This window comes from Polynucleobacter sp. 86C-FISCH (genome assembly GCF_018882415.1).
Taxonomy (GTDB): domain Bacteria; phylum Pseudomonadota; class Gammaproteobacteria; order Burkholderiales; family Burkholderiaceae; genus Polynucleobacter.
Map to the genome: position 1 here is coordinate 209,072 of NZ_JACVOL010000001.1, position 25,363 is coordinate 234,434.

Annotated in this window: 23 protein-coding genes; 5 read left to right on the forward strand and 18 right to left on the reverse strand. The window is 46.3% G+C overall.

The genetic code is table 11. The annotated features are described in order from the left end of the window. Positions 1-30: 30 nt before the first annotated feature. Together ICN10_RS00960 and ICN10_RS00965 are read right to left on the reverse strand one after the other, a co-directional pair. Positions 31-714 carry an outer membrane lipoprotein carrier protein LolA gene (locus tag ICN10_RS00960; protein WP_216211458.1) on the reverse strand — a complete coding sequence of 228 codons (684 nt, stop codon included), beginning with the start codon at positions 712-714 and terminating at the stop codon, positions 31-33. 6 nt (positions 715-720) lie between these two features. Next, complete coding sequence (locus ICN10_RS00965) at positions 721-3,033, reverse strand: DNA translocase FtsK (protein ID WP_216211459.1); 2,313 nt, start codon at positions 3,031-3,033, stop codon at positions 721-723. Positions 3,034-3,072: 39 nt separating this feature from the next. Between ICN10_RS00965 and trxB the strand changes: the two genes are divergently transcribed. Next, a complete protein-coding gene (gene trxB, locus ICN10_RS00970) occupies positions 3,073-4,029 on the forward strand; it encodes a thioredoxin-disulfide reductase (RefSeq protein ID WP_216211462.1) in 957 nt (318 codons plus the stop codon). A 61-nt stretch (positions 4,030-4,090) separates the two neighbouring features. Here the strand turns inward: trxB and ICN10_RS00975 are convergent, their stop codons facing one another. From ICN10_RS00975 to ICN10_RS00985, 3 genes are all read right to left on the reverse strand, one after another. Next, positions 4,091-4,432 carry a DNA-binding transcriptional regulator gene (locus ICN10_RS00975; protein ID WP_216211465.1) on the reverse strand — a complete coding sequence of 114 codons (342 nt, stop codon included), beginning with the start codon at positions 4,430-4,432 and terminating at the stop codon, positions 4,091-4,093. Next, positions 4,410-4,718, reverse strand: a complete 309-nt coding sequence (locus tag ICN10_RS00980; RefSeq protein ID WP_370626185.1) for a BrnT family toxin — start codon at positions 4,716-4,718, stop codon at positions 4,410-4,412. The genes ICN10_RS00975 and ICN10_RS00980 overlap by 23 nt, the downstream gene beginning before the upstream one ends. A 69-nt stretch (positions 4,719-4,787) precedes the next feature. Continuing rightward, the gene (locus ICN10_RS00985) at positions 4,788-6,848 is read right to left on the reverse strand and encodes a sodium-translocating pyrophosphatase (protein WP_216211472.1); all 2,061 of its coding nucleotides are present in this window, start codon (positions 6,846-6,848) and stop codon (positions 4,788-4,790) included. Positions 6,849-7,031: 183 nt separating this feature from the next. Between ICN10_RS00985 and ppa the strand changes: the two genes are divergently transcribed. The 3 genes from ppa to glnK all read left to right on the forward strand — a co-directional run bounded on the left by ppa (position 7,032) and on the right by glnK (position 9,633). Further along, complete coding sequence (gene ppa, locus ICN10_RS00990) at positions 7,032-7,568, forward strand: inorganic diphosphatase (protein WP_216193676.1); 537 nt, start codon at positions 7,032-7,034, stop codon at positions 7,566-7,568. A 34-nt stretch (positions 7,569-7,602) separates the two neighbouring features. Next, a complete protein-coding gene (locus tag ICN10_RS00995; protein WP_216211475.1) occupies positions 7,603-9,222 on the forward strand; it encodes an NAD+ synthase in 1,620 nt (539 codons plus the stop codon). 72 nt (positions 9,223-9,294) lie between these two features. Further along, the gene (glnK, locus tag ICN10_RS01000; protein ID WP_215359446.1) at positions 9,295-9,633 is read left to right on the forward strand and encodes a P-II family nitrogen regulator; all 339 of its coding nucleotides are present in this window, start codon (positions 9,295-9,297) and stop codon (positions 9,631-9,633) included. A gap of 59 nt (positions 9,634-9,692) precedes the next feature. On the opposite strand, the gene ICN10_RS01005 is transcribed toward glnK, so the two are convergent. Both ICN10_RS01005 and ICN10_RS01010 read right to left on the reverse strand, forming a co-directional pair. Continuing rightward, a complete protein-coding gene (locus tag ICN10_RS01005; protein WP_216211477.1) occupies positions 9,693-10,754 on the reverse strand; it encodes a helix-turn-helix domain-containing protein in 1,062 nt (353 codons plus the stop codon). Between the two features lie 78 nt (positions 10,755-10,832). Then, positions 10,833-11,462, reverse strand: coding sequence for a response regulator transcription factor (locus ICN10_RS01010; RefSeq protein WP_216211480.1), 630 nt, complete (start codon positions 11,460-11,462; stop codon positions 10,833-10,835). Between the two features lie 220 nt (positions 11,463-11,682). Between ICN10_RS01010 and ilvD the strand changes: the two genes are divergently transcribed. Further along, entirely contained in the window at positions 11,683-13,374 is a 1,692-nt protein-coding gene (gene ilvD / locus ICN10_RS01015; protein WP_216211484.1) for a dihydroxy-acid dehydratase, read from the forward strand. 79 nt (positions 13,375-13,453) lie between these two features. Here the strand turns inward: ilvD and ICN10_RS01020 are convergent, their stop codons facing one another. The 11 genes from ICN10_RS01020 to ICN10_RS01070 form a co-directional block, all read right to left on the reverse strand. Next, on the reverse strand, positions 13,454-13,930 hold the full coding sequence (locus tag ICN10_RS01020) for a copper chaperone PCu(A)C (RefSeq protein ID WP_216211487.1): 477 nt from the start codon (positions 13,928-13,930) through the stop codon (positions 13,454-13,456). 125 nt (positions 13,931-14,055) lie between these two features. Continuing rightward, positions 14,056-14,472, reverse strand: a complete 417-nt coding sequence (locus tag ICN10_RS01025; protein WP_216211490.1) for a DsrE family protein — start codon at positions 14,470-14,472, stop codon at positions 14,056-14,058. Positions 14,473-14,506: 34 nt separating this feature from the next. Further along, positions 14,507-14,983: a redoxin domain-containing protein gene (locus tag ICN10_RS01030; RefSeq protein WP_216211492.1), complete on the reverse strand. Its 477-nt coding sequence runs from the start codon at positions 14,981-14,983 to the stop codon at positions 14,507-14,509. Further along, a complete protein-coding gene (locus ICN10_RS01035; RefSeq protein ID WP_216211495.1) occupies positions 14,980-16,239 on the reverse strand; it encodes a sialidase family protein in 1,260 nt (419 codons plus the stop codon). The genes ICN10_RS01030 and ICN10_RS01035 overlap by 4 nt, the downstream gene beginning before the upstream one ends. Positions 16,240-16,241: 2 nt before the next feature. Further along, a complete protein-coding gene (locus ICN10_RS01040; protein ID WP_216211498.1) occupies positions 16,242-18,431 on the reverse strand; it encodes a TonB-dependent receptor in 2,190 nt (729 codons plus the stop codon). Positions 18,432-18,511: 80 nt separating this feature from the next. Continuing rightward, the gene (locus tag ICN10_RS01045) at positions 18,512-18,883 is read right to left on the reverse strand and encodes a DUF2946 domain-containing protein (RefSeq protein ID WP_216211501.1); all 372 of its coding nucleotides are present in this window, start codon (positions 18,881-18,883) and stop codon (positions 18,512-18,514) included. 103 nt (positions 18,884-18,986) lie between these two features. Next, positions 18,987-20,486 carry a tripartite tricarboxylate transporter permease gene (locus ICN10_RS01050; protein WP_216211504.1) on the reverse strand — a complete coding sequence of 500 codons (1,500 nt, stop codon included), beginning with the start codon at positions 20,484-20,486 and terminating at the stop codon, positions 18,987-18,989. Between the two features lie 41 nt (positions 20,487-20,527). Beyond that, on the reverse strand, positions 20,528-21,055 hold the full coding sequence (locus tag ICN10_RS01055; RefSeq protein ID WP_216211507.1) for a tripartite tricarboxylate transporter TctB family protein: 528 nt from the start codon (positions 21,053-21,055) through the stop codon (positions 20,528-20,530). 84 nt (positions 21,056-21,139) lie between these two features. Continuing rightward, positions 21,140-22,138 (reverse strand): tripartite tricarboxylate transporter substrate binding protein, encoded by a 999-nt coding sequence (locus ICN10_RS01060; protein WP_216215088.1) that lies wholly within the window; start codon positions 22,136-22,138, stop codon positions 21,140-21,142. Positions 22,139-22,443: 305 nt separating this feature from the next. Continuing rightward, complete coding sequence (locus ICN10_RS01065; RefSeq protein WP_216211509.1) at positions 22,444-22,923, reverse strand: DUF1854 domain-containing protein; 480 nt, start codon at positions 22,921-22,923, stop codon at positions 22,444-22,446. Further along, positions 22,920-25,265 (reverse strand): ABC transporter ATP-binding protein, encoded by a 2,346-nt coding sequence (locus ICN10_RS01070; RefSeq protein ID WP_216211512.1) that lies wholly within the window; start codon positions 25,263-25,265, stop codon positions 22,920-22,922. Before ICN10_RS01070 ends, ICN10_RS01065 begins: the two co-directional genes overlap by 4 nt. Positions 25,266-25,363: the final 98 nt, after the last annotated feature.

Consider the following 25,363-nt stretch of genomic DNA (forward strand, 5'->3'; position numbering starts at 1 on the left):
CTGTTTTAGTGCTGAGTGAATATTGTGACTCTAGTTTAAGCGCAAGACTTCTGCCCCGGCAGGCGGAGTAAAGGTAAAGCGATTGGCGGGTAAATTGACATTGAGCTGGATCTTATCCAGGGTAACCAGGACTACGCTTCCTAGTCCATCAGTTAATTCAAGCGCCTTTGGTAAGCCATTAGCCATGCCAATAGAGATCTTTGTATAAGGCAGATCATTTTTGCTCTTCGCATTCGGATCTTTTTTAGGCGTCAGTGAAACCCACTTCATTCCCAAGCGTTCTTCACCCTCTACTAGATCAAAGTGTTGGTCTAGTGAAGTTTCACCAAATAGAATGGCTGCCGGCGTAGATGCTAAAGCTTGCCCTGCTGGACGAAAAGTTGCCTGGTTTAGATCTTTATCCCACAAGATTAATTGTTTGCCATCAGCAATCAACTTTTGTTCGTAAGGTTTTTGCGTTTCCCAAATAAATCGACCTGGACGCTGGAATACAAAATGTCCTTGCGTTTGACGTAGAACTTTCAAGCCTTTGTCTTGTGGCTCATTGGCCTTAGGTGCGCGCAACTGCTGCTGAACAAAATCGCCTTCGGCAGTTTTGGAGTTACGCACAAATTGACGTAGTTGCTCAGCACCACTTTCAGATTGTGAGAGCGCTGTACCTGCAAACAGAATGCTTGCAATCGCAAGAATTGCTGAAATTAGAAATCTTGGCATGGATTCTTATTCTGAAGGACGATGCAAAATCTCGCGATTGCCACCGTTACCCATCTTGGATACGAGGCCTGCTTTTTCCATATCCTCAAGGAGACGTGCGGCACGGTTGTAACCAATGCGCAGATGACGCTGCACTAATGAGATGGATGGGCGTTTGTTTTCGAGAACGATAGCAACAGCTTGATCGTAGAGCGGGTCGGCTTCGCCACCGCTCTCGCCAGTCAATGCATCGACATTGGATTCCTCAGCGCCTTCGAGAACACCATCAATGTAGTTGGCTTCACCCTTCTCTTTGAGCCACTCAACTACACGATGCACTTCATCATCGGATACAAAGGCACCGTGCACGCGCACTGGCAAGCCAGTACCTGGTGCCATATAAAGCATGTCACCCATACCGAGCAACGCTTCCGCGCCCTGCTGATCCAGAATCGTACGGCTGTCGATCTTCGAGCTCACCTGGAATGAGATACGGGTAGGTACGTTGGCTTTAATCAAACCAGTAATCACGTCCACGCTTGGGCGTTGTGTTGCTAAAACTAAATGGATGCCAGCAGCACGTGCTTTTTGTGCAATACGTGCAATGAGCTCTTCAATCTTCTTACCGGAGACCATCATCAAGTCAGCCAACTCATCGATCACGATGACGATTACTGGCGCTTTATAGATTGGCTCTGGATCATCCGGTGTCAAGCTAAATGGATTGGTGAGCTTCTCACCTTTTTCTTCTGCTTCTAAAATCTTTTTATTAAAGCCAGCTAAGTTACGCACGCCAAACTTACTCATGAGTTTGTAACGACGCTCCATCTCATTCACGGCCCAATTGAGCGCGTTATAAGCCTGCTTCATGTCTGTTACTACTGGGCATAACAAATGCGGGATCTTGTCGTAGATTGCCATCTCTAGCATCTTCGGATCGATCATGATCAAACGCACTTCATCAGGCTTAGCCTTAAAGAGCAGTGACAAGATCATGGCGTTGATACCAACAGACTTACCAGCACCGGTAGTACCCGCAACCAAGCAGTGCGGCATCTTCGCTAAGTCAGCCACCATTGGGCTACCGGAAATATCTTTACCTAAAGCAAGTGTTAGTAATGAGTGGTTGTCGTTGTAAACCTGTGAAGTCAGAATCTCTGACAGGTAAACAGATTGACGTGTTGGATTTGGTAACTCCAAAGCCATGCAAGTCTTGCCAGGAATGGTTTCTACTACACGCATGCTGACTACGCCTAATGAGCGAGCCAAGTCACGTGAGAGATTGACAATCTGACTACCCTTCACACCAACCGCTGGATCAATCTCGTAGCGCGTTACCACTGGTCCTGGGTACGCGGCGATGACGGTTACCTGAACATTAAATTCGGCTAACTTGCGCTCGATCAAACGAGAAGTAAATTCCAATACTTCAGCAGAGATGGTTTCTTTTGCTTCTGGTACTGGATCAAGCAATGCGAGCGGTGGCAACTCAGAATCTGGAATATCCACAAACAATGGTTGTTGTTTCTCACGCTCAACTCGAGCACTCTTTGGAATCTCAATAGGCGCACGCACAATTTGTACTGGCGCGGCAACTTCAACGCGTCCACGGAATTCTTCTACAAATTCTTCGCGCTCTTCTGCAGCAGCTTCACCTAGCTTGCGATCCTCTTCACTATCGCGACGCTCACGAATACGATGGAAAGATACCTCTAAGAAACGCCCTACTTTTTCAGCGACATCTAACCAGGAGAAATGTAGAAATAGGGAGAGGCCGGCGCATAGGCCGAATAACAAAACGAGAGTGGCACCGGTAAATCCGAGGGACATTTGCAATGGGTCGCCAATCAGCTCACCCAAAATGCCACCAGGAGGTCTAGGAAGCTCCCAGGACAGCGAATGCATCCGAATAGACTCAAGGCCCATGCTGCAGGCTAAAGTCAGGCCAAAACCCAACCAGCGCATTAATAGGGAGTCTGGCTTAGCCTCTGGATCCGGCGGCAGGGGAATGCTCCAAAGCTCACGCCAGCCATTGAGGACGCGGCGTCCAAACAGGGCTACCCACCAAAAGGCAGAAATACCAAAGACATACAGCATTAAATCGGCTAAATAGGCCCCAAAACGACCACCTAGGTTCTTGGGATCCTCAAAACTGGCATGGGACCAGGCTGGATCAGCCTTGGAATAGGTCAGCAAAATGGCAAATAAGCCCAGGCAAAGGCCTAGGGAAATGAACCAGCGGGCCTCTAATAAGAGGCGGGGCATCCTGCCCTGCCCGCCGTTCTCTGGGGGCTCGGGGCTCAATGGAGCCTTGGACTTCGGATATGTGGTTCTTGCCATGTTCTACCGATTGTAATCAAGCAAATCTATAATTTGAATATGACTACAAATACCCCAAAACACTCCAAAGTTCTCATCCTCGGATCAGGCCCTGCTGGCTACACAGCCGCTGTCTACGCTGCCCGAGCCAATTTGAACCCTACCCTCATTACTGGACTGGCTCAAGGCGGTCAATTAATGACCACGACCGACGTGGAAAACTGGCCTGCGGATGCCGATGGCGTTCAAGGCCCTGAGCTCATGGATCGCTTTTTGAAGCATGCCGAACGTTTCAATACTGAAATCATTTTTGATCACATTCATACAGCAGCATTAAAAGAGAAACCCATTCGTTTGGTTGGCGATTCTGGAACTTACACCTGTGATGCCTTAATTATTTCTACTGGTGCTTCTGCTCAATACATTGGCTTACCAAGTGAAGAGGCATTCATGGGTCGCGGTGTTTCTGGTTGCGCAACTTGTGACGGTTTCTTCTACCGCAATCAAGATGTTTGCGTAGTGGGTGGTGGTAACACTGCTGTTGAAGAAGCGCTCTACCTCACAGGCATTGCTAAAAAAGTAACTGTCATTCATCGTCGCGACAAATTCCGTGCTGAGCCAATCTTGAACGATCGCTTAATGGCGAAAGTGGCTGAAGGCAAAGTGGAGTTGAAATTGAACGCCACTCTTGATGAAGTGCTTGGCGATGAAAAAGGCGTTACTGGTGTGCGCATTAAGACACAAGACGGCAGCACTGAAGACATCGCCGTAACTGGTGCCTTTATTGCCATTGGCCACAAGCCAAACACTGAGCTCTTTGTTGGCCAGCTCGATATGAAAAACGGTTACCTCAAGACCCACTCAGGACTTGAAGGCAATGCTACTGCCACTAATATCCCTGGTGTATTTGCAGCGGGCGACGTACAAGATCACATCTACCGTCAAGCAATTACCAGCGCTGGCACAGGCTGTATGGCTGCATTAGATGCACAGCGTTACTTGGAAACATTGGAATAAGTTTTCAGAGTTGCACTAATAAAAACGCCTAGCGATGCTAGGCGTTTTTATTTGAGATTTCTTATACGCTCAAGGCGAGTAAAGCCACCTCAGGCGCACGATCCAATATTTTTAGCAGCGCCTTTGCTGCGCCTGTTGGACTTCTTTTCCCTTGCTCCCAATTTCGGATAGTTTCCAAGGAGACTTCTATGCGATTTGAGAACTCTTGTTGAGACAAGCCAATCCGTTCACGGACTCGCTTTGCATACTTTGCAGCATCTTGCATGGCCTCGTCATCGTCTTGCTGTTGGTGTAACTTAATGAGGCGCTCAGAAGTTGCATCTAATAACTTCTTATTTACAACTCCCTTGGGGAAACTTTTTGGGTTATTTAGATCAACGCTAACTCGTACTATTTTTTTCATATCGCTTGACCTCCCTGTTGTTAGCTTTCCTTGCTGAAATAATTCTGATGGCCTTAACTCTTCTAGTGAACACAACTACGAAGACCCTTTTATCAATTGCTCCTATTGCGCGATACCGCTCTTCCCCGTAATCCCACCTTTGGTCATGCTCAATAAGTATCGTAGGATCTTTAAAAATTGATATCACATATGCGAAATCAAAATTTCGAGAGATCTGGCATGAGTTACTTTTAGCCAAATCCCATTCAAAATCCATTAGCACTATGGTAGGCCAATGGCCTACCATAGTCAAGTGCTTTCAAAATAAAAAACGCCTAGCATTGCTAGGCGTTTTTGTTTATTACGGCTTGATTGCTTAACGTGAGACCACTGGCAACAATGGCACGATGAGCAATGCCACGATATTGATGATCTTAATCAGCGGATTAACAGCAGGACCCGCAGTATCTTTGTAAGGGTCGCCCACAGTGTCGCCAGTTACTGCCGCTTTATGAGCTTCAGAACCTTTGCCGCCGAAGTTACCTTCTTCGATGTATTTTTTGGCGTTATCCCAAGCACCGCCACCGGTACACATCGAGATTGCAACAAACAAGCCAGTCACGATCGTGCCCATAAGCAAGCCACCCAATGCAGCAGGTCCTAGCAAGAGGCCAACTACGATTGGGGCAACCACTGGCAAGAGTGAAGGAATGATCATCTCTTTAATCGCAGCTGAGGTGAGCATATCCACTGCTTTGCCGTACTCTGGCTTAGCTGTACCTTCCATGATTCCAGGAATTTCACGGAACTGACGACGCACTTCCTCAACCACTGCGCCAGCGCAACGACCAACTGCTTCCATTGCCATCGCACCAAACAAGTAAGGAATCATGCCGCCAATAAAGAGACCAATGATCACCATGTGGTTAGACAGATCAAACGACACTTGTTGGCCAATGCCTTCTAAGGCATGGGTGTAGTCAGCAAACAGCACGAGTGATGCCAAGCCAGCAGATCCAATCGCATAACCTTTGGTCACCGCTTTAGTAGTGTTACCTACCGCATCTAATGGATCAGTAATGTCGCGTACAGATTGTGGCAAACCTGCCATCTCTGCAATACCGCCAGCGTTATCAGTGATTGGGCCGTAGGCATCAAGTGCAACCACAATACCGGCCATCGACAACATGGCGGTTGCTGCAATCGCAATACCGTACAAACCAGCCAACCAATACGCTGCAAAAATTGCGGCACACACAAACAGCACTGGATAAGCAGTCGACTTCATTGAAATGCCCAAACCAGCAATGATGTTCGTACCGTGGCCCTTAGTAGATGCTTCTGCAATATGTTGCACTGGCTTGAATTGGGTGCCGGTGTAGTACTCAGTAATCCATACCAACCCAGCTGTTAGCAATAAGCCCACTACAGTTGAACCAAACAAGCGCCATTGGCTACCTGGAATACCCAAGGCATCGTCCGGCATGATGAAGTTGGTTACAAAGTAGAAAGCAATCAGCGATAAACCACCAGCAATAACCAAGCCTTTATACAAAGCAGGCATGACGTTTCTCATGCCAGGCGTTGCTTTTACAAATGAGCAGCCAATGATGGAGGCGATGATTGAAACACCACCGAGTACTAATGGATAAATAATTGCAGCTACTGGTGCACCAGTCACCATGAGTGAACCCAACACCATGGTTGCAATCAAAGTTACCGCATAAGTTTCAAATAAGTCAGCCGCCATACCTGCGCAGTCACCCACGTTATCGCCAACGTTGTCAGCAATCACCGCGGGATTGCGTGGGTCATCTTCCGGAATACCTGCTTCAACTTTTCCGACTAAGTCAGCACCAACGTCAGCACCTTTAGTGAAGATGCCACCGCCCAAACGAGCGAAGATCGAAATCAGTGACGAACCAAATGCCAAACCAATGAGTGGATGAAGAACAGAAGAGAGGTCTTGTCCTGCACCAATCGATACAAGGAACATAAAGAACAAGCCGACACCCAAGAGGCCAAGACCCACTACCAACATGCCAGTAATGGCGCCACCTTTAAACGCCACATTGAGCGCTTCGTTCATTCCCTTGGTAGCCGCTTCTGCAGTACGAACGTTTGCTCGTACCGAGACGTTCATGCCGATAAAGCCGCAAGCACCAGAAAGGACGGCGCCGACAACAAAACCTATGGCAGTCGCAAAATCGAGGAAGAGCGCCATCAAAATGGTCAGGATTACCCCAACAATGGCGATCGTTTTATATTGGCGCGACAAATAGGCCGCCGCACCCTGCTGAATCGCCTCCGCAATTTCTTGCATCTTGGCGTTACCAGTACTTTGCTTCAAGATCCAGCCGCGCATCAAAAAACCGTAAATTACGGCTAGGACACCGCATGCCAAGGCAAAATACAAGCCTAAAGTGACATTACTCATGCTTGAACTCCCTAAAGTTAATCATTTGTTAATCTTTATTGATTTGCATAACCTGCACTTAGGTAGACCTGGTTCCCGAAAGCTTTAAACTATGGTCTTTAAGCAGTACCAGTATGTAACAGAATCACCCCTGCGCCCCCTTTATAGGATCAGGGTATTTACTAATCATTATTCGGAGTATTTATGAGTCTCGACAAAGTCAAGCCAGGTAAAAAGATCCCTGAAAGCTTCAACGTCATTATTGAAATCCCAATGAATGCGGATCCAATCAAGTATGAAGTTGACAAAGAGAGTGGCGCAATTTTCGTTGACCGTTTTATGGGTACTGCAATGCACTATCCATGTAACTATGGCTACATCAACAAAACAATCGCTGGTGATGGCGACCCTGTTGACGTTCTCGTGATTACTCCATTTCCATTGATCCCAGGTGTGGTTGTTAGCTGCCGCGCAATTGGTGTTTTACAAATGGAAGATGAAGGCGGTCAAGACGCGAAATTGTTGGCTGTTCCAGAAGACAAAATTTTGCCTATCTACACTCACTGGCAAAAACCAGAGGACATCAATCCTTTACGCTTAAACCAAATTCAACACTTCTTCGAGCACTACAAAGATCTCGAGCCAGGTAAGTGGGTAAAAGTTAAAGGTTGGGGCGGCATTGCAGAAGCTCATCAAGAAATTCTTGAGGGCATCGACCGCTACAACAAAGAGAACAAGTAATTTTTTAAATTATTGATAGGCTTTGTGAATCGGAGTGAGCGCACAGAAAATTGCTTTAGCCCAGATCAACCCATTACTGGGTGATTTGGCTGGCAACGCGCAGCTGATTCACAAGGCCGCTCTAGACGCCTATTCTCAAGGCGCCAAACTCGTAGTAACCCCTGAGCTTTCGCTCACAGGCTATCCCCCAGAAGATCTATTACTCCGCCCTGCCTTTATTGAAGCGGCGCAGGAGCAACTTGAACTCTTGATGAAAGAGCTCGCTCAGCACTCTGGTCTGACCGTTATCGTGGGGCACCCCAAAAAGACATCCGCAGGTTTGCAAAACTATGCATCCGTTTTACAAGACGGCAAAGTGATTGCAGGCTATGCGAAACAAGAATTGCCTAACCATGAAGTATTCGACGAAGTGCGCTACTTCGTGCCCGGCAATCAAGCTTGCGTATTTGAATGCGACGGCATTCGTTACGGATTAATTTTGTGTGAAGACGCCTGGCATGCTGGTCCAGCTAAGCAAGCGCATGCTGCTGGCGCACAAGTACTACTCGTGCCGAATGCTTCTCCGTATCATTTGAAAAAAGAAGCGCTACGTATTGATGTGTTGCGTGGCCATATTGCCCAAACCAAAATGCCGCTGGTCTATGTCAATGCCGTTGGCGGACAAGATGAATTGGTTTTTGATGGTGGCTCATTTGCTCTAAATAGCCAAGGTGAAGTTGTGATGGCGATGCCCCAGTTTGAAACTGGCTTAGGCATTGTTGCAACCTCCCCATCCGGTGAATTAGAAAAAGGCTTGATTACCCCACCCCAGTCTGTTGAGGCACAGGCCTATCAAGCGCTGGTCTTGGGTGTACGTGACTATGTCACTAAAAATCGCTTCCCTGGTGTGATTATTGGACTATCTGGCGGCGTGGACTCAGCATTGGTTCTAGCAATTGCTGTAGACGCTTTAGGTGCCGACAAGGTACGCACCGTCATGATGGCCTCACGCTATACCGCAGACATCTCTTGGATCGATGCGCGGGAGATGGCACAGAACCTAGGCGTGCAATACGATGAGATTCCAATCAGCGGACCGGTTGATGCTTTAGAGGCATCCTTAGCTGAGCAATTTAAAGGTTTAAATGTTGACGCTACTGAAGAGAACATTCAGGCACGTGTGCGTGGCACCCTGCTCATGGCTCTATCCAATAAAACTGGTCGACTCGTTTTAACCACGGGTAACAAAAGCGAAATGGCGGTTGGCTACTGCACGCTCTACGGAGATATGGCCGGTGGCTTTGCAGTCATTAAAGATATTGCAAAGACTTTGGTGTATCGCTTATGCGCCTATCGCAACAGTATTAAGCCCATCATTCCGGAGCGCATTTTGACTCGCGCCCCTTCAGCAGAATTGCGCCCTGACCAAAAAGATCAAGATAGCCTACCTTCCTACGAAGTATTAGATGGGATCGTTGAACGCTATATGGAGCAAAACCAATCTATCGCCCAGATTATTGCCGCAGGCTTTGATGCGGAGAGTGTAGAAAAGGTTACCCGCCTCATTAAGCTCAATGAATATAAGCGCCGTCAGGCGCCTCCAGGGGTCCGTGTAACTACCCGCGCTTTTGGTCGGGATTGGCGTTACCCAATCACATCACAATTTAGAGCCTAGACACCCAGAAAATAGCCATTTTTTGGCAAGCTATTGAAGTTCTAGGTATGATTACTGCATTAGGGGGAATAAATGAAATTAATTACATCCATCATTAAGCCGTTCAAGCTCGACGAAGTCCGTGAATCCTTGGCTGAAGTAGGCGTTACAGGCCTTACCGTTACTGAAGTTAAAGGTTTTGGCCGCCAAAAAGGTCATACTGAACTCTATCGTGGCGCTGAATATGTAGTCGACTTTTTGCCTAAGGTAAAAGTAGAAGCTGTAGTTGCCGATGACCGCGTAGACGCTGCTATCGAAGCCATTACTAAAGCTGCTCGTACTGGCAAGATTGGTGACGGAAAGATTTTCGTTACTGCAGTTGAGCAAGTGATTCGTATTCGTACCGGCGAAACTGATAACGCAGCAGTTTAACGATCGATTAAATGCATTACCTAAACCAGCGGCTTAATTAGCCGCTGTTTTTATTTGAATCAACGTAATTGAGAGTCTGTAGAGGCGGCTGGAGCTACGGACTGAACAATTTCAGCTGGCTCCAAAATAATAGTCTTGCTGCTCGTATTGCCAGTGCGCACCTTCGCACCTTGGAAATACAAATCCACTTGATTTAATCCACCAGTTAAGACCTTGAACGGTGGCTTGCCATACACGCTGGCTCCAACACCAGGCTCAAGCATTTTGTTTTGAGTTTTACCGGTTGCATCGACCACACAAACAGTTTGCGCAGTCTTGGATTGCAAATACACATTGTCACCTGATTTTTTAGGTGCGTCTGGTTTGTAATTCAAAGCTGAAGCATCGGCAGCTGGGCACTCAGCTGAAACGGGTGCCGCTACAGGCTGAGCAGCCGGAGCAGGAACAGGTGTTGCTGGCTGGGCAGCTGGCGCAGGCTCAGCAGGCGCGCTTGCTGGCGGAGTCTCTGGAGCAACTTCTTGAATGATGACTACTTCTTCTTTGACTGGCTCAGGGAAAAATAGTGGACGTAAGTTCACCACGGAAAAAATCACCGCAGCAGCAATTGCTAATAAGAGGATGATTTTCTTTTTGGGATCAACAGATGCTTTTGACTTCACGCTGTAATCAAGAATGCTCTCAGTTACTTTTCTTGCGCTAGGTTTTTCAGCTTTAGGCTCCACAACTTTGGCTACTGGCGCAGCTTCTTTTTCTGCTGTTTTTTCTTTTACTTCATTTGAGTCGTGAGCTTTTTCAGGCTTTGCTTTTTTCTCTGCTGCAGAGGCTTTTGTCTCCTCCTGCAATTTTTCTTCTACTTCAGCCGGGTTAACAGGTTGCGCCACTCCAGAAAAATCAAATGCCTCTTCTGGTTTTATTTTTAATAATTCAGCAACCTTTTTTGCTGCCGTGAATTTAACTTGTGCGCCATAGAAACTGCTGCTTTCACCACTCTCAATTTGCTCTATTTGGCGAACCGAGAAGCATGACATCCCAGACAAATCTTTCAGGCTTAAACCAAGACTTTCTCTAGCCTTAGTAAATGCTTCTTTACGAATCTCTGGAAGTTTTTCTGAATTAATCACTAAGCAATAACCATCTCATATGGAAGTAACAAGATTGATAGTAATACCAAAATGGTGCAAGGGTAATTAGCCGCCAAGCTAATTATTTAAAGGGTGGCTCTCAAGATTGGACTCAAGGTACTTCTTCACTAAAACCTGCACTGAATCCGCGTGCATTTTGTCCATCACCCTAGCCTTGTGAACCTTAATCGTGGCATCGGTTGTCCCTAGCTTTACTGCAATATCCTTGTTTAAAAGGCCTTTAACGAGCCATCCACACACTTCACGCTCTCTTGGGGTCAAGCTTTCGTAATCCTTCTTAGCCTCAACATCTAAAGAAACACGCTTGAGCTGGCGACTATCAAAGTCAATTGCATCTGCAACCGCTTTTAAGAGCTCTTCTAGGTTAAATGGCTTAAATAAGAAATCTACCGCACCCTTCTTCAGCCCCTGAACAATCTGATGCGGGTGGCTTTGTCCACTAACAAAGATGATGGGGGTCTTGCGTCCGAACTTCAGGAGCTTTTCCTGCAAATCAAGACCTGTCATATCTGGCATTTGCATATCCAAAAGAATGACTGCTGGGGATACCGGAACAGACTTCTCTAAGAACAGGGTTGCAGAGGCATAGTCTTCAACCAGATAGCCCAGTTCCCGCAGCATTCTTGAGAGAGAAATGCGCATCGATTCATCGTCATCAATTAGGTATATGTGGCCGACTTTAGTCATTGAATTCAAAGGAAAAAGTAATAGATGAGCTAATGTACTGCAGTGCTTTTCAGGAAGCTATTAGCTATCTAGCTAATATTTAGACCTAAATCAATGATTTCATTGGTATATTTGTATTGCAATGCAACATTTAGACTCTCCACTGCCTCCATGGGACCCTCAAACCCATCTCACGGCACAATAGAGCCTTTCGACACAAACCTTTTCTGGAGTAATAAGCATGAAACGCCTAAATGAACGCTCGCGCATGGTCACCGAAGGAGTCGCTCGCGCACCTAATCGTTCGATGTATTACGCAATGGGTTACGAAGAAAAGGATTTCGTAAAGCCAATGGTTGGCGTTGCGAATGGTCACTCCACTATCACTCCTTGTAATAGTGGCTTGCAAAAATTAGCTGATGCTGCGGTTGAGGCTCTTGAAGCAGCCGGCGCAAAAGCACAAGTATTTGGTACGCCAACAGTTTCTGATGGTATCGGTATGGGTACTGAGGGTATGAAGTATTCCCTCGTATCTCGCGAAGTCATTGCTGACAGTATTGAAGTGTGTGTCAATGGTCTGTGGCAAGACGGTGTAGTCGTTATTGGTGGTTGCGATAAAAATATGCCAGGCGGCATGATGGCTTTAGCCCGCACGAACGTTCCTGGTATTTATGTTTATGGCGGCACAATTAAGCCAGGCCATTACAAGGGTAAAGAACTCAATATTGTTTCTGCATTTGAAGCAGTTGGTGAATTTACTTCTGGTCGACTTAGCGAAGAAGACTTAAAAGGTGTTGAACAACACGCTTGTCCAGGCAGCGGCTCCTGTGGCGGCATGTATACAGCGAACACCATGAGCTCCTCATTTGAGGCTTTGGGCATGAGCTTGCCCTACTCCTCCACAATGGCTAACGTGGATGCTGAGAAGGTAGCCAGCGCAGCTGAGTCAGCACGTGTCTTGGTTGAAGCGGTTAAAAACAACCTGCGTCCACGCGACATCATCACCAAGAAGTCTATTGAGAACGCAGTGAGCGTCATCATGGCTGTTGGCGGCTCTACCAATGCGGTATTGCATTTCTTGGCCATTACTAGCGCTGCTGAGATCGATTGGACTATTGACGACTTCGAACGTATTCGTAAGCGCGTTCCAGTAATCGTGGATATGAAACCATCAGGCACTTACCTGGCAACTGATTTACATCAGGCCGGCGGTATTCCACAAGTGATGAAGATTTTGCTCGACGGTGGATTGCTCCACGGCGATTGCATGACCATCACTGGTAAGACAATTGCTGAAGTACTGAAAGATGTTCCATCAGTGCCACGCGCCGATCAGAAAGTGATTCGCACTTTAGACAATCCTTTATACAAGCAAGGTCACTTGGCCATTCTCAAAGGCAACATCTCTCCTGAGGGTTGCGTTGCGAAGATTACCGGCTTGAAGAACCCATCTATTACTGGCCCAGCCCGCGTGTTTGACTCTGAAGATGATGCGATGGCAGCCATCATGGCGCAAAAGATTAAAGATGGTGACATCGTGGTCATACGCTATGAAGGCCCTAAAGGCGGTCCTGGTATGCGTGAGATGCTTGCCCCTACCTCTGCCCTGGTTGGCCAAGGTTTAGGTGAGTCTGTAGGCCTCATTACCGATGGTCGCTTCTCTGGTGGCACATGGGGCATGGTAGTTGGTCACGTAGCTCCTGAAGCGTATGTCGGTGGCACCATCGCCCTCATCAACGAAGGCGACTCCGTCACAATCGATGCGCATAAGCTACTGATTCAACTCAACGTAGATGAAGCAGAAATTGCGAAGCGTCGTGCAGTCTGGAAACAGCCTAAGCCACGCTATACCCGTGGTCTGCTAGCAAAATACGCAAGTCTTGCAAGTAGCGCCAGCAAAGGTGCGGTAACGGATTTGGATTTAGAAATCTAAACCGCTTCGCTAAAGAAAAAGCCCCAAAGTAAAACTAGGGGCTTTTTTATTACCTCAGCATTGCTACTGAATACAAATCTTAGTGTTTCATTGCTCCGCCATGACCAGCGCCTGGGTTACCCATCGCATTTACAGGCATTTTTACTTCTACTTCACCCGCTTTAGCAAATTTGAGTTTGACTGGAACAGTTTCACCGGCTGTCAACGGGGCCTTAATGTTCATAAACATGAGGTGCAAGCCGCCTGGCTTTAATTCCACAGCACCGCCAGCAGGCACGGCGATATCTTTTACCTGACGCATCTTCATGACGTTGCCGTCCATCGCCATTTCGTGCAATTGCACTTCGCCAGCAACTGGTGAGCTTGCGGATACCAATTGATCAGCAGCGCCTTTGTTTTCAATCTTCATAAAGCCACCAGCAACTTGCTGTCCAGGAACAGTAGCGCGGGTATAGGCGTTCTCAATTTGTACGCTACCTACTTTAGCGTTTTGTGCGTGAGCTGAAAAACTCAAACCTAAGGCCAGTAATAACAAAGCTAATGTATTTCGTTTCATGCCATCTCCTCTTTAACAATCATTGATTAAGCCCAATCCTCTTGAGCAAATTTACAAACTATGGTTACTAATTTAATACTAAAAATTCTCTGCTAGATAACTCATAAGCCATTAATAAATGCTTATTACCAGCTCATTGTCTTAGTGCCATCTTTAAATAAAGCATCGCCAGTAACCTTTGGACCACCAATTTTTACCGCGGAAATAAGATCTGATTCTGTATACCCAGCTTGCTTAAGGCACATTGGGCACATAATTACCAGACCACCCTTGGCAGCAATATCGGATAGCTCTTTTTGCTGAGCAGCATATTTCTCGGAGCCCGCTTTCACACCCAAAATAACAGCTTTGTCATTCAAGAAAACCGTTAACGGGTGACCATTTGATGAGTGGTGCTTACCAAAGTTCAGCGCCATCGAAGAACGGCCAGGCTCATCTGTGCTTAAGTTAATAAATAGAGGGTCGTTATCGCCCGCCTGGGATGAAAGCGTAATGCTTGTTAGAACTGCAACGATTCCAAACTTAATAAACTTCAAATTCATTCCTGCTCCTTAATAATATTTCCAATATCAAAACTTAACCACCCAATATCAAAGCCTTTTGTAGCTTTTGAAAATCAATCAATCCAGTCTTACGGGTTGCTTTGCCACTCTTATCGATCATGATCGTTGTAGGGGTCTCACCATGCCACTTCGGATCGATCTCATAACGCAAGCGCTCATCAAATGGGGCGGCCACATATAAGTTATTGGCTTTTTCCAGCCCTGCTTTGTTCAACATCTTTTTAATTGAATCAACCGGTACATCATCCACCTGAATAAAAATTACCTTAGCAGTAGGATTATTTTTTACGAAGCTCCCCCATTGCGGCATCTCCTTTACACAGGCTGGGCAAGTCACGCCCCAAAAATGAACCGCCAGGGGGGCGCCATTAGCAGTCTTTACTAGAGAACTCCAATCCCCGGCTTGATATGGCTTCAGAGCATTAGTATCGGCCAACCCAATATTGACCATAAATAAACTCAAGAGCAATGCTATCCAATACTTTTTCATTTTTTATGCCCAATATTGATTAGCTGATAACCATCAGCTCGCGTTAACCAAGATAAAAAGACCGCATCTCCATGAGATAACAACAAGGGGTGATCGCTATACCCTTCAGTACTTGCTAATACTCTCGATGAACTCCAAGTGTTTCCATCATCAGCTGAGTCTTGCATGTATACAGATGACTTCTTGCCATCGAACTCTTTCCATACCAGCCATATTTGCTGACCTGAGGCAAAAAGATAAGGTCTTGCAACGTTAGATGCTTCTGCACCAATCCTGCTTGGCTTTGAATAAGTTAATCCTTGGTTACTAGAGTTGGCATAGAAGACACCAGAACGCTTACTACCCTGTGTGTACCAAGCGACATGGAATTTTCCAGTGCCAGAAACAGCAATAGATGGGCCGTGATGCGGGCATGCATCCGTCTTCCAGTCGTCATCAGCGACTTTGCGAACAGTCTCAGCACCCTTGCTAGAGATCACCTGAGAGGCTTGATCCCTTATTCCTCCGGGGAAGATGGCTCGATAGACGATGACCGGCTGGTTTTGTGGATCCAGAGCTGCGCCAATGCGGCAGCACTCGCAACTACTCTCATTGGCAAAACGCTCCACCTGAAATGTCTTGCCACCATCTTGAGAGCTTGAATACGCAATAGAGCCACCCAAACGCTTCTCGCCACCCTTCTTTGCTGCTGCAACCAGACGTTTATCAATCCAAGAGATAAAGATATTGCCATCTGGTTTTATCAAAACCGATGGAAAGCGCTGGCTTGAACTGTCATTTACCAGCGATGCTGATGCTGTAAATGTAGCGCCCCCATCTTCAGATCGGGCGGTATTGATTTGTGCATTCCAATTTGAATCTTTGAAAAAGCTATAGGCTAAAAATGCATTACCATTTTTGTCAGCAACAATTTGTGGTCTTGCATCGCTACCGGTATCTAGCGACTTTCCATGCTCCGCAATTTTGGTTGCAGGCGTAAAAGTTTTCCCCAAGTCTGTCGATTGGGCTACAGAAACCACTCCATTAGCCGTCCACGCCAATAGTAGTTTTCCATTCTGACCAAAAAATGGCGTTGCAGCATTCGCACATTGCAATCCATCGCCCTGACAAACATCATTAGGCTTAGTCTTCATGGCGCCGGCCATCCCCGAAGAATGGTCCATCTGTGCTTGCGCTTGCCCAAAAGCCCCTAGCACACCTAAAAGAAGTGCACAAAGCAATACAGAGCATTTGAACAAGCGATTGATTTGCATCATGATTAAAAGATAATACGCCCACCGACTGAGATAGCTTGTGGCATACCTTGTGTATAGGAAGTAGAGCTACCACCCGTGCCAAAGGTAATGTACTGACGATTAAACAAGTTCACTGCGGAGGCATAAACAGTAGCGTTTTTAGTCACCTCATAGTTAGCACGTAAACCTACCACCGCATAAGAAGCCACTGGCAAAGTATTAGCAGTGTTCAACCAAGAGCTCCCCACATAACGAACTGTGGCAGTAAAGCTTGCTTGCGGCACTGGATAATAGGTTAAGCCACCACCCAGAATATTTTGCGGAACGCCGCCAACCTGCTTATTAATCGGGTCACTTGTAGCGCTCATTGTTAACTTAGTGCTAGTAAATGCATAGTTCGCATCAGTAGCCCACTTCGAGTTAATGTCGTGATGAAACTGAAACTCAATACCCTGACTTAAGAGATTCTGGTTATTGGTGTAGTAACTAATATTTTTTGAATTACATATCCCAACATTTCCAGTTCCGGCCAAGGGGTTTCCTGTAGCGCCACACAGACTTCTAGCTAAGACTACGTCGCTTGTGCTTTGACTTGAGAGGCTATAAGTTGCAACTGCATTCTGAATATAGTTGTTAAATGCAGTTAATTGCGCAAAGCCGCCCTTCCATCGATAGTCTGTACCGACCTCATAACCCGTCATCGTTTCAGGCGTTAGATTTGGGTTGGCAAAACTATAACCACTTGATGAGCCATAAGAGCGTAGGGTGTTATTCATACCAGGCGCATGAAATGCCTGATAGGCAGCAGAACGTAAATCCCAATTCTTGCTCATCTTATATAACAATCCCAAGGTAGGACTCAATTGTGTCTTGCTTTGGTTGGGCACATTTTGATATGAAGGGTTTGCGCCGTTAGAGCCCGCGTTGTAGTTGGTAGGAGTCTGGCTATTCCATTGATCCACACGGGCGGCTAATGTTGTTTCTAGCGGAAAAGATTCAGCATTAGACTTTAGTTGCCCCATCAAACCATAAAATGATTGTTGACCTTGCCCATAATTCACGGCAGCTGAAGTGCCGTTGTTATTTAAGTTATTTGTTAAATTTGACCCAGCAATATTGCGTGCATCAACACCTACTACATACTGATTGATTAAACCCGTAACTTCTTGGGTGTACTGGGCTGATGCACCTACTGTACTGTACGGGTCCTTATAGGTTGCATTGATATATGGCGTATTGGCAGGAATATTGTTTGACCTGCTTGTAGTGGTGGAGCCATTCTGCTTATTGAAATTAGTATTTTCATAGAAGAAATTGACATCCACTTTTGACTTATCGTCCAAGCGGGTAGTTGTACCTCCAGCTACATCTGTCTCTTGCGTAAGATTGGTTGCAAATGCATAACCAGAAGAGAGATCAGACATTGTGTGATAGCCCACACGGAAGAAGCCATTGGTATCTTGAGTCGCCTTAAAGTAACCCTGCATTCTGACGTTAGAGTTATGTGAAGATGCTGGCCCTTGGCCATTCTTAATGTTGGCTGGTGAGGCTGGCGAGATTGTTGCAATATTTTGATAGCCATCAGTATTGAAATAATCAGCTGAGAATCGCAATTGGAGATTTTCAGAGGCAATGAGGTCTTTGGATGCAGCTACGTTGCCAGTACCAAACGCACCATAACTCGCAGAAACCTCTTGTTGACTATTAACTGGGGTTTTAGTCTTAATATTAATTACGCCACCCATGCCGTAGTTGCCCCATAAGCTGGAAACGCCACCGCGAATAAACTCAACAGAGTCAATTGAGGACATCGGTACCAAATTCCACTGTACCGTTCCATAAAAGGCGTCATTAGCTGGCAATCCATCTATCAACACCAAAGTACGCGCATTACCAAGGCCGCGCACGTTAATACTTTGACCCGTTGGATCCTTTTGGTAATACGGCTGGTCATTCAAGATCACGCCAGGTACATTCTTTAAGATTTGATCAATGGTCTGATCTGGCGCCACTTCTAGCGCCTCTTTAGTGAGAACGGTTGTATTGAGGGGAATCTCATCCAATGGGGTGCCTGAGCGGGTGGCTGTTACGGTCACGCTCTTTAACTTCTGATCGTAGTCTGGCGGTGGCGCAATTTGCGCCTGTGCATTAATGAATACCGAACCAAATAGCATGCCTACGCATGCGCTAATTTTCTTTTGCTGAAACAACATTTACTACTCCACTTGATAATGCGACAACGTCTTAAATGAATCGTTGCCAACTACATAGCTAGGCTATGCCCTAAATTTAATTAGGCGTTTACTGGTGGAGCTGCTGAGGGAGGTGTTACCCAAACTGCGAGTGGTTTAGGTGATTGATAGAAAAGCTGTGGCAGCAAAGCTAAAGTTTGCGGCGCTTGGAAAGTGAGATTGGTATTAAAGGCTGGTGTGATGCTATTTTGAGCTACGCAATATGGACATGGCTGAGCTTGCTCCGCTACTTCTTGCTCATCCCCCTGCACTTGAATCTGAAGCTTGTTGCCATCAGCCGAACAAATCTCCATCGCAAAACCTTGACCGTGCTTAGCAAGGGAGACTGCTTGAGAAACAGCGGGCGCAAGCGCACTCATTGCGATTGCAAATGCAGCAATCCAGTGAATGAGGCGGTTTTTATGGAAATTCATGATGGGGGAATTTTATCGGAATTTTGTATTTCTTCTGTCTTTCGCATGAAAAAAGGGGCTGACGCCCCTTTTTCCTGTGAAATCGCTATTTCTAGCGAGTTACTTATGCTGCAGCAGACTTTTTCTTGCCTACAAACTTGCCAATCAATGGCCAGAAGAGGAGCAATAAAGCCAAAGATGTAATGCCGCCTACCAATGGGTTAGAGAAGAAAATATCTAAGCTACCCTGTGAGAACAACATGGATTGACGGAACGAATCTTCTGCACGGTCGCCCAATACCAAGGCCAAGACCATTGGCGCCATTGGGTAGTCCAGTTTCTTAAAGACATAACCCAGAATACCGAAGCCCATCATCAACCAAACGTCAAACATGGCGTTATGAACGGTGTATGCACCAACCGCACAAATCACAATAATGACTGGTGCAATGATTGAGAATGGAATTCTCAAGATGGAGGCAAACAGTGGCACGCAAGTTAATACAACAAACAAGCCAGCCAAGTTACCCAAGTACATACTAGCGATCAAGCCCCAAACAAAGTCTGGCTTCTCTACGAAAAGCAAAGGACCAGGTTGCAAGCCCCAGATCAACAAGCCACCGAGCAATACCGCTGCTGTTGGTGAACCAGGAATACCGAGTGACAACATTGGGAGAAGTGCTGCAGTACCAGCAGCGTGAGCTGCAGTTTCTGGAGCAACGATACCTTCCATCTTGCCGGTACCAAACTTGTCTCCATCTTTGGATACGCGCTTAGCAACGCCGTAAGCCATGAAAGAAGCAGGTGTTGCACCGCCTGGAGTAATACCCATCCAGCAACCAATTAAGCAGCTGCGTAATGAAGTAGCCCAGTACTTAGGCAATTGCTTCCAAGTTTCCCAAACCACTTTGCCGCGAATCTTCGCTGCTGCACCTTGGAATGCCAAGCCTTCTTCCATTGACAGGAGAATCTCACCGATACCGAACAAGCCGATCACAGCGATCAAGAAGTCAAAGCCGCGCATTAATTCTGGGTTACCGAATGTCAAGCGCAACTGGCCAGTAACCGTATCCATACCAACAGTAGCCAAGGCGAAGCCCAACATCATTGCTGAAATGGTCTTAAATGGCGATCCCTTGTTCATACCCACGAAACTACAGAAGGTAAGCAGGTAGACCGAGAAGAACTCCGGTGGACCGAATTGGAGTGCAAATTTCGCAACCAATGGTGCCAAGAAGGTAATCATCACGATCGCAAAGAAAGCACCTACGAATGAAGATGTGAAGGCTGCAGTCAATGCTTCGCCAGCTTTGCCATTACGGGCCATTGGGTAACCGTCAAAGGTTGTCGCAACAGACCACGGCTCGCCGGGAATATTAAAGAGCACCGATGTAATCGCTCCGCCGAACAACGCACCCCAGTAAATACAGGAGAGCATGATGATCGCGGAAGTTGGTGGCATGGTAAATGTCAACGGCAACAGAATCGCAATACCGTTTGCACCACCTAAACCTGGCAACACACCGATGATCACACCGAGCGTTACACCAACCAACATTAACAGCAAGTTAAAGGGTGTCATTGCAACGGCAAAGCCGTTGAATAGAGCGCTAATTTCTTCCAACTTGAACTCCTTATTTAATCTTTTTTAATAGTTATTCTTTTTTATTGCACACCCAAGAATTCGAGCGGGTTAAACCAGGCACCGTGTGGCAATGGAACTTGGAACCAGTACTCAAACATGAGGTAGAGGGCAGCGCTCACGCCAACAGACACAGCAACAGCCTTCCAAATTGGATACTTGCCTAACCACACCATAAAGATCGCGATGTAGAGAGCAGCAGAAACATAAATACCAATTAATTGCACGCCCAATACAAACACAGTCGCCGGCAGAAGCACGGCCATAACTTGCTTTAATGGCTCGCTATCGACAAATGACTCTGTTTTCTTTTTCTTATTAACGATCGCAGCTTGGTAAAGAGTGACTGTGCTTGAAAGCAAAATAATCAAGCTAATGTAGAAAGGGAAATATCCCGCTTCTGGACCATCCGCACCCCAGCTAGCACCCAATTTCAAGCTGCCGACCATTACTGTCAGGCCAATCGCAATGAATACGAGCGCAGTGATGATATCCATCGCTCTTACGCTGATCGCTGATTCTTGATTTGAATTATTTGTATGTTCAGACATTTTTATATTTTTAATAAAGTTGATTAACGCACTTACTTAAAAAATGGGACCCCCTACTGGAGGTCCCATCTTGTTCTAACAAAATTACTTAGCTAAGAATCCTGCCTCGGACATCAATTGCTTATGCAAAGCTTCATTCAATGTGAGCCAGTTTCTGAATTCTTTACCGGTCATGAATGTTTGATTGAATGCACCATCAGCCATGAACTTCTTCCACTCTGGAGTAGCACGAACTTTCTTAAACAAGTCGATGTAGAAATCAACTTGCTCTTGAGTTACACCAGGAGCCATAAAGATGCCGCGCAACATGACATAGTCAGTTGGAACGCCAGCTTCTTTACAAGTTGGTACGTCATACCATGATTGAGTATCAGTAACCTTCTCTTTGTATGGCATACGTGTGTCATCAAATACGCACAATGCACGTAATTTATTTGCACGCCATTGGGCAACTGCTTCAATAGGGTTATTCACAGAAGAATCAATGTGGTTACCAACCAACTGAACCGCTACGTCGCCACCTCCCTTGAATGGGATGTAAGTGAACTTAGCACCAGTTGCTTTTTCAATCGCTACAGTAATGATCTGGTCTTCAGACTTGGAACCAGTACCACCCATTTTGAATTTGCCTGGACCAGCAGCTTTAGCTGCGTCGATATATTCCTTAGCAGTCTTGTATGGTTTGTCAGCGTTGTCCCACAAAACGAATTGGTCGAGTGCCAACATCGCTACTGGAGTGATGTCTTGCCAGTTGAATGGAACACCTGTTGCTAAGGGAGTTGTAAATAAGTTTGAAAGTGTGATCACGATTTTATTTGGATCACCCTTCGCTTCTTTCATTGCCAAGAAACCTTCTGCACCAGCACCTGCACCCTTATTCACAGGAATAACAGCCTGCTTCATCAAGTTGTTTTTAGTAATGATGCCTTGGATCATGCGAGCCATTTGGTCAGCGCCGCCGCCAGGACCAGCTGGAATAATGAACTCAACAGGCTTGGTTGGCTCCCATGCAGCGAATGCAGGAGATACGCCTGCAACACCAAGAGCTAAAGCGGTAGAAATCAATGCACCTTTAAATTTCATCTTCATAAGATATGTCTCCAAAAAATGGTTAACCAATTTAATTTGGCTTATTTGTTGTGTGAGTGATTTTTAAACAAGATGTGCCAGTAAAACTTGACTACCATCAATAATTTCGCAATCGATTCACACGGGCTTCTGAAATCTAGTAGAAACCCTGATAACTCAAGCCAAAGACCGTAGATAGTGTACTTACATCAGAGATAAAAAACTGCATTTAATGCACGAAAAATGCACATTTTTAAAAGGTCTTTTATGCAAATTATTGTTAAGGGTTTTCCCTTAACATGACCGCAGAATACCGCTGCTTAACGGAAGCGATCTAGAAGTTTCTTACTGACTTTATCCAGTTGCGTGGAGTCTTTAATCAAAAACTGCAAACCATTCGAGTCGGCAATCAGCAAGGTATTACCAGCAATCCTACGAATATCTTCTTCACCCTTGAGGCGTATACGTGTTGGGCCACGATCGGTTTCGATATCCCAAATACTTGGCGTGGCGAAGGTTGAGACCTTGGTGATTTTTTCAATGACCGGCATGAACTCACGCTCGGCCAGCTCCTCTTCAATCAATCCAAGTTCTGCTTCAGAGATCGCAGCCATGTTTGGAAACCAGCAAAGTTCTTTACCGGATTGGTTCATGATGCCAATACCTGCGCCAGGCGCAGTAATCGGAAAGGCTCTTACTGGATGAACGCCTACATGTCGCTCACCCTTCTTATCAATAAAGACTAGGCGGCCTAGCGCATCACGCTCGAGCTGATGAGTGGATTGATTAATTTGCGTCATACCCCACCCCCAATTTTCTTAGCCACTTCTTCTAGTTTTTCTTCTTGCTGCTCAGCCTGTTCTTCTTCCAAGCTTTCGCCAATAGCACCGCCCTCAACCAACTCTGCCGCATGACGTAGCTGAGCTTGGTACAAGGTGTAATAAGCGCCCTGAGCTTCCATTAGCTGCTCGTGAGAACCAATTTCAACAATCTCACCTTTATCCAACACAACCAAGCGATCCGCTTTTCTCAAAGTGGAGAGACGGTGCGCAATCGCAATCGTGGTGCGGCCTTTAACTAAGTTATCCAATGCGCGCTGAATTTCTTTTTCAGTTGTCGTATCAACAGATGAGGTTGCTTCATCCAAAATCAAAATGCTTGGATTAATTAACAAGGCACGTGCGATAGAGATGCGCTGACGTTCGCCACCCGATAAAGACTGACCACGCTCACCAACTAGAGAGTCATAACCTAGGGGCAGGCGCAGAATAAACTCATGGGCATGAGCTGCGCGTGCTGCTTCAATAATTTCTTCACGAGTGGCATCAGGTTTGCCGTAAGCAATATTCTCAGCAATCGTACCAAAGAATAAGAATGGCTCTTGCAATACCAGACCAATGCGCTTGCGATAGTCAGAAATGGCGATGCTGCGAATATCGCGCCCATCTAATGAAACAGAGCCAGAACTCACGTCATAGAAACGGCAAATCAAGTTCACTAAAGTACTTTTTCCTGAGCCGCTATGCCCTACTAAGCCGATCATTTCACCGGGGGCAATATCCAAATCAATACCTTTAGTGACAGCGCGATTGCCGTAGCGGAAACCCACACCACGCATCGAGATGCGGCCTTTGACTTCACCCAAAGGAGCTGGGTTAATAGGCTCCGGAACACTAGAGACGTGATCGAGAATGTCAAAAATACGCTTAGCACCCGCAGCTGCTTTTTGGGTATGAGAAACAATGCGGCTCATTGAATCGAGGCGAATATAAAAACGTCCGATGTATGCCAAGAATGCAATCAAGACGCCAACAGTGACTTTCTGATGCGCTACTTGCCAGATACCAAAGCCCCACACCACCAACAAACCTGTTTCTGTCAGCAGTGTCACTGTAGGAGAGAACAATCCCCAGACGCGATTCACGCGATCATTAATTTGTAGGTTGTGTTTATTCGAATCTACAAAGCGCTTGAGTTCACGATCTTCTTGTGCAAATGCTTTCACAACACGAATGCCTGGAATCGTGTCAGCAAGAATATTAGTCACTTCAGACCAAATGCGATCAATCTTTTCAAAACCAAAACGTAGGCGATCACGCACTACGTGAATCATCCAGACGATGAATGGCAATGGCGCCAAAGTAACTAAAGCTAGCAAGGGATCGATGGATACCAAGATCGCCGCTGTCATGGTGATCATCAACACATCAGTTGCAAAATCGAGTGCGTACAAAGACAAGAAAACGCAGATGCGATCAGTCTCTGCGCCGATACGTGCAATCAAGTCGCCTGTACGTTTGCCACCAAAATATTCCAATGAGAGTTTGAGTAAATGCTCAAAGGTAGTGTTTCTTAAGTCAGCGCCAATACGCTCACTCACTAGAGCAAGTAAATATGTTTTCCACCAACCCAAGCCCCATGCAACGATCGCAGCACCAAATAAAGCCAAGAGATACATGCTGGCTAAATGGAAGTCGATCGGATTGCCCTTCTCGTATGGGATCAACACGTGATCCATTAACGGCATCGTGAGATACGGTGGAATTAATGTAGCGCCAGTAGATAGCAGAGTTAATACAAAGCCGAGTAGCAATTGCTTTTTGTAGGGACGGGCAAAACGCCAGAGCTTAAATAATGTCCAAGTCGATGGAGGTGCGTCATCCTCGGGATCGCAAGTTGGGCAGCTCTCAGAGTTTGCAGGCTTAGGACTCAAGCAAGCTGGGCATACCTGTTTGTCGTACTCACTAACCTCCCCACTACTAATCTCTTCACCACGATTAAGCTGCTTAAAGCTCGATTGCAATCGAAGCACCTGCGGATTCACAGCTAAGGTGAAATTCCAAGACTTGAGTAACTTATCGGCAGTTTCTAGCCTCAGATGCCCTACTCCTGCATGATCACCATGGACTAAATGGGTGCCTTGACCCAATTGCCAAGATTCAAATACCTTGCCATCTGTCCAAAATAGACCCTCTTCACTGAGCAAAAGCAGGCTTTTTTCAAAGCGCAAATCCGCATCCAGATCGAGCTCAACCCAAGCCAGCAGGGCATCGGGACTCTTTACTGGGGTGTTTTGATTCGCTAAAACAGCCTCCCAAGAGCTTGGCAGCACGGGGGCAAAAGGTAAGATTTGTGGCTTCATTGACCTTAAAAGTATAGTGGAGCTAAATTATTTAGATTTATTGCTCCTGTCAACTTTAGGGGGGCAAAAGCCGTTAAATTGTCTATATAGGCCTTTTT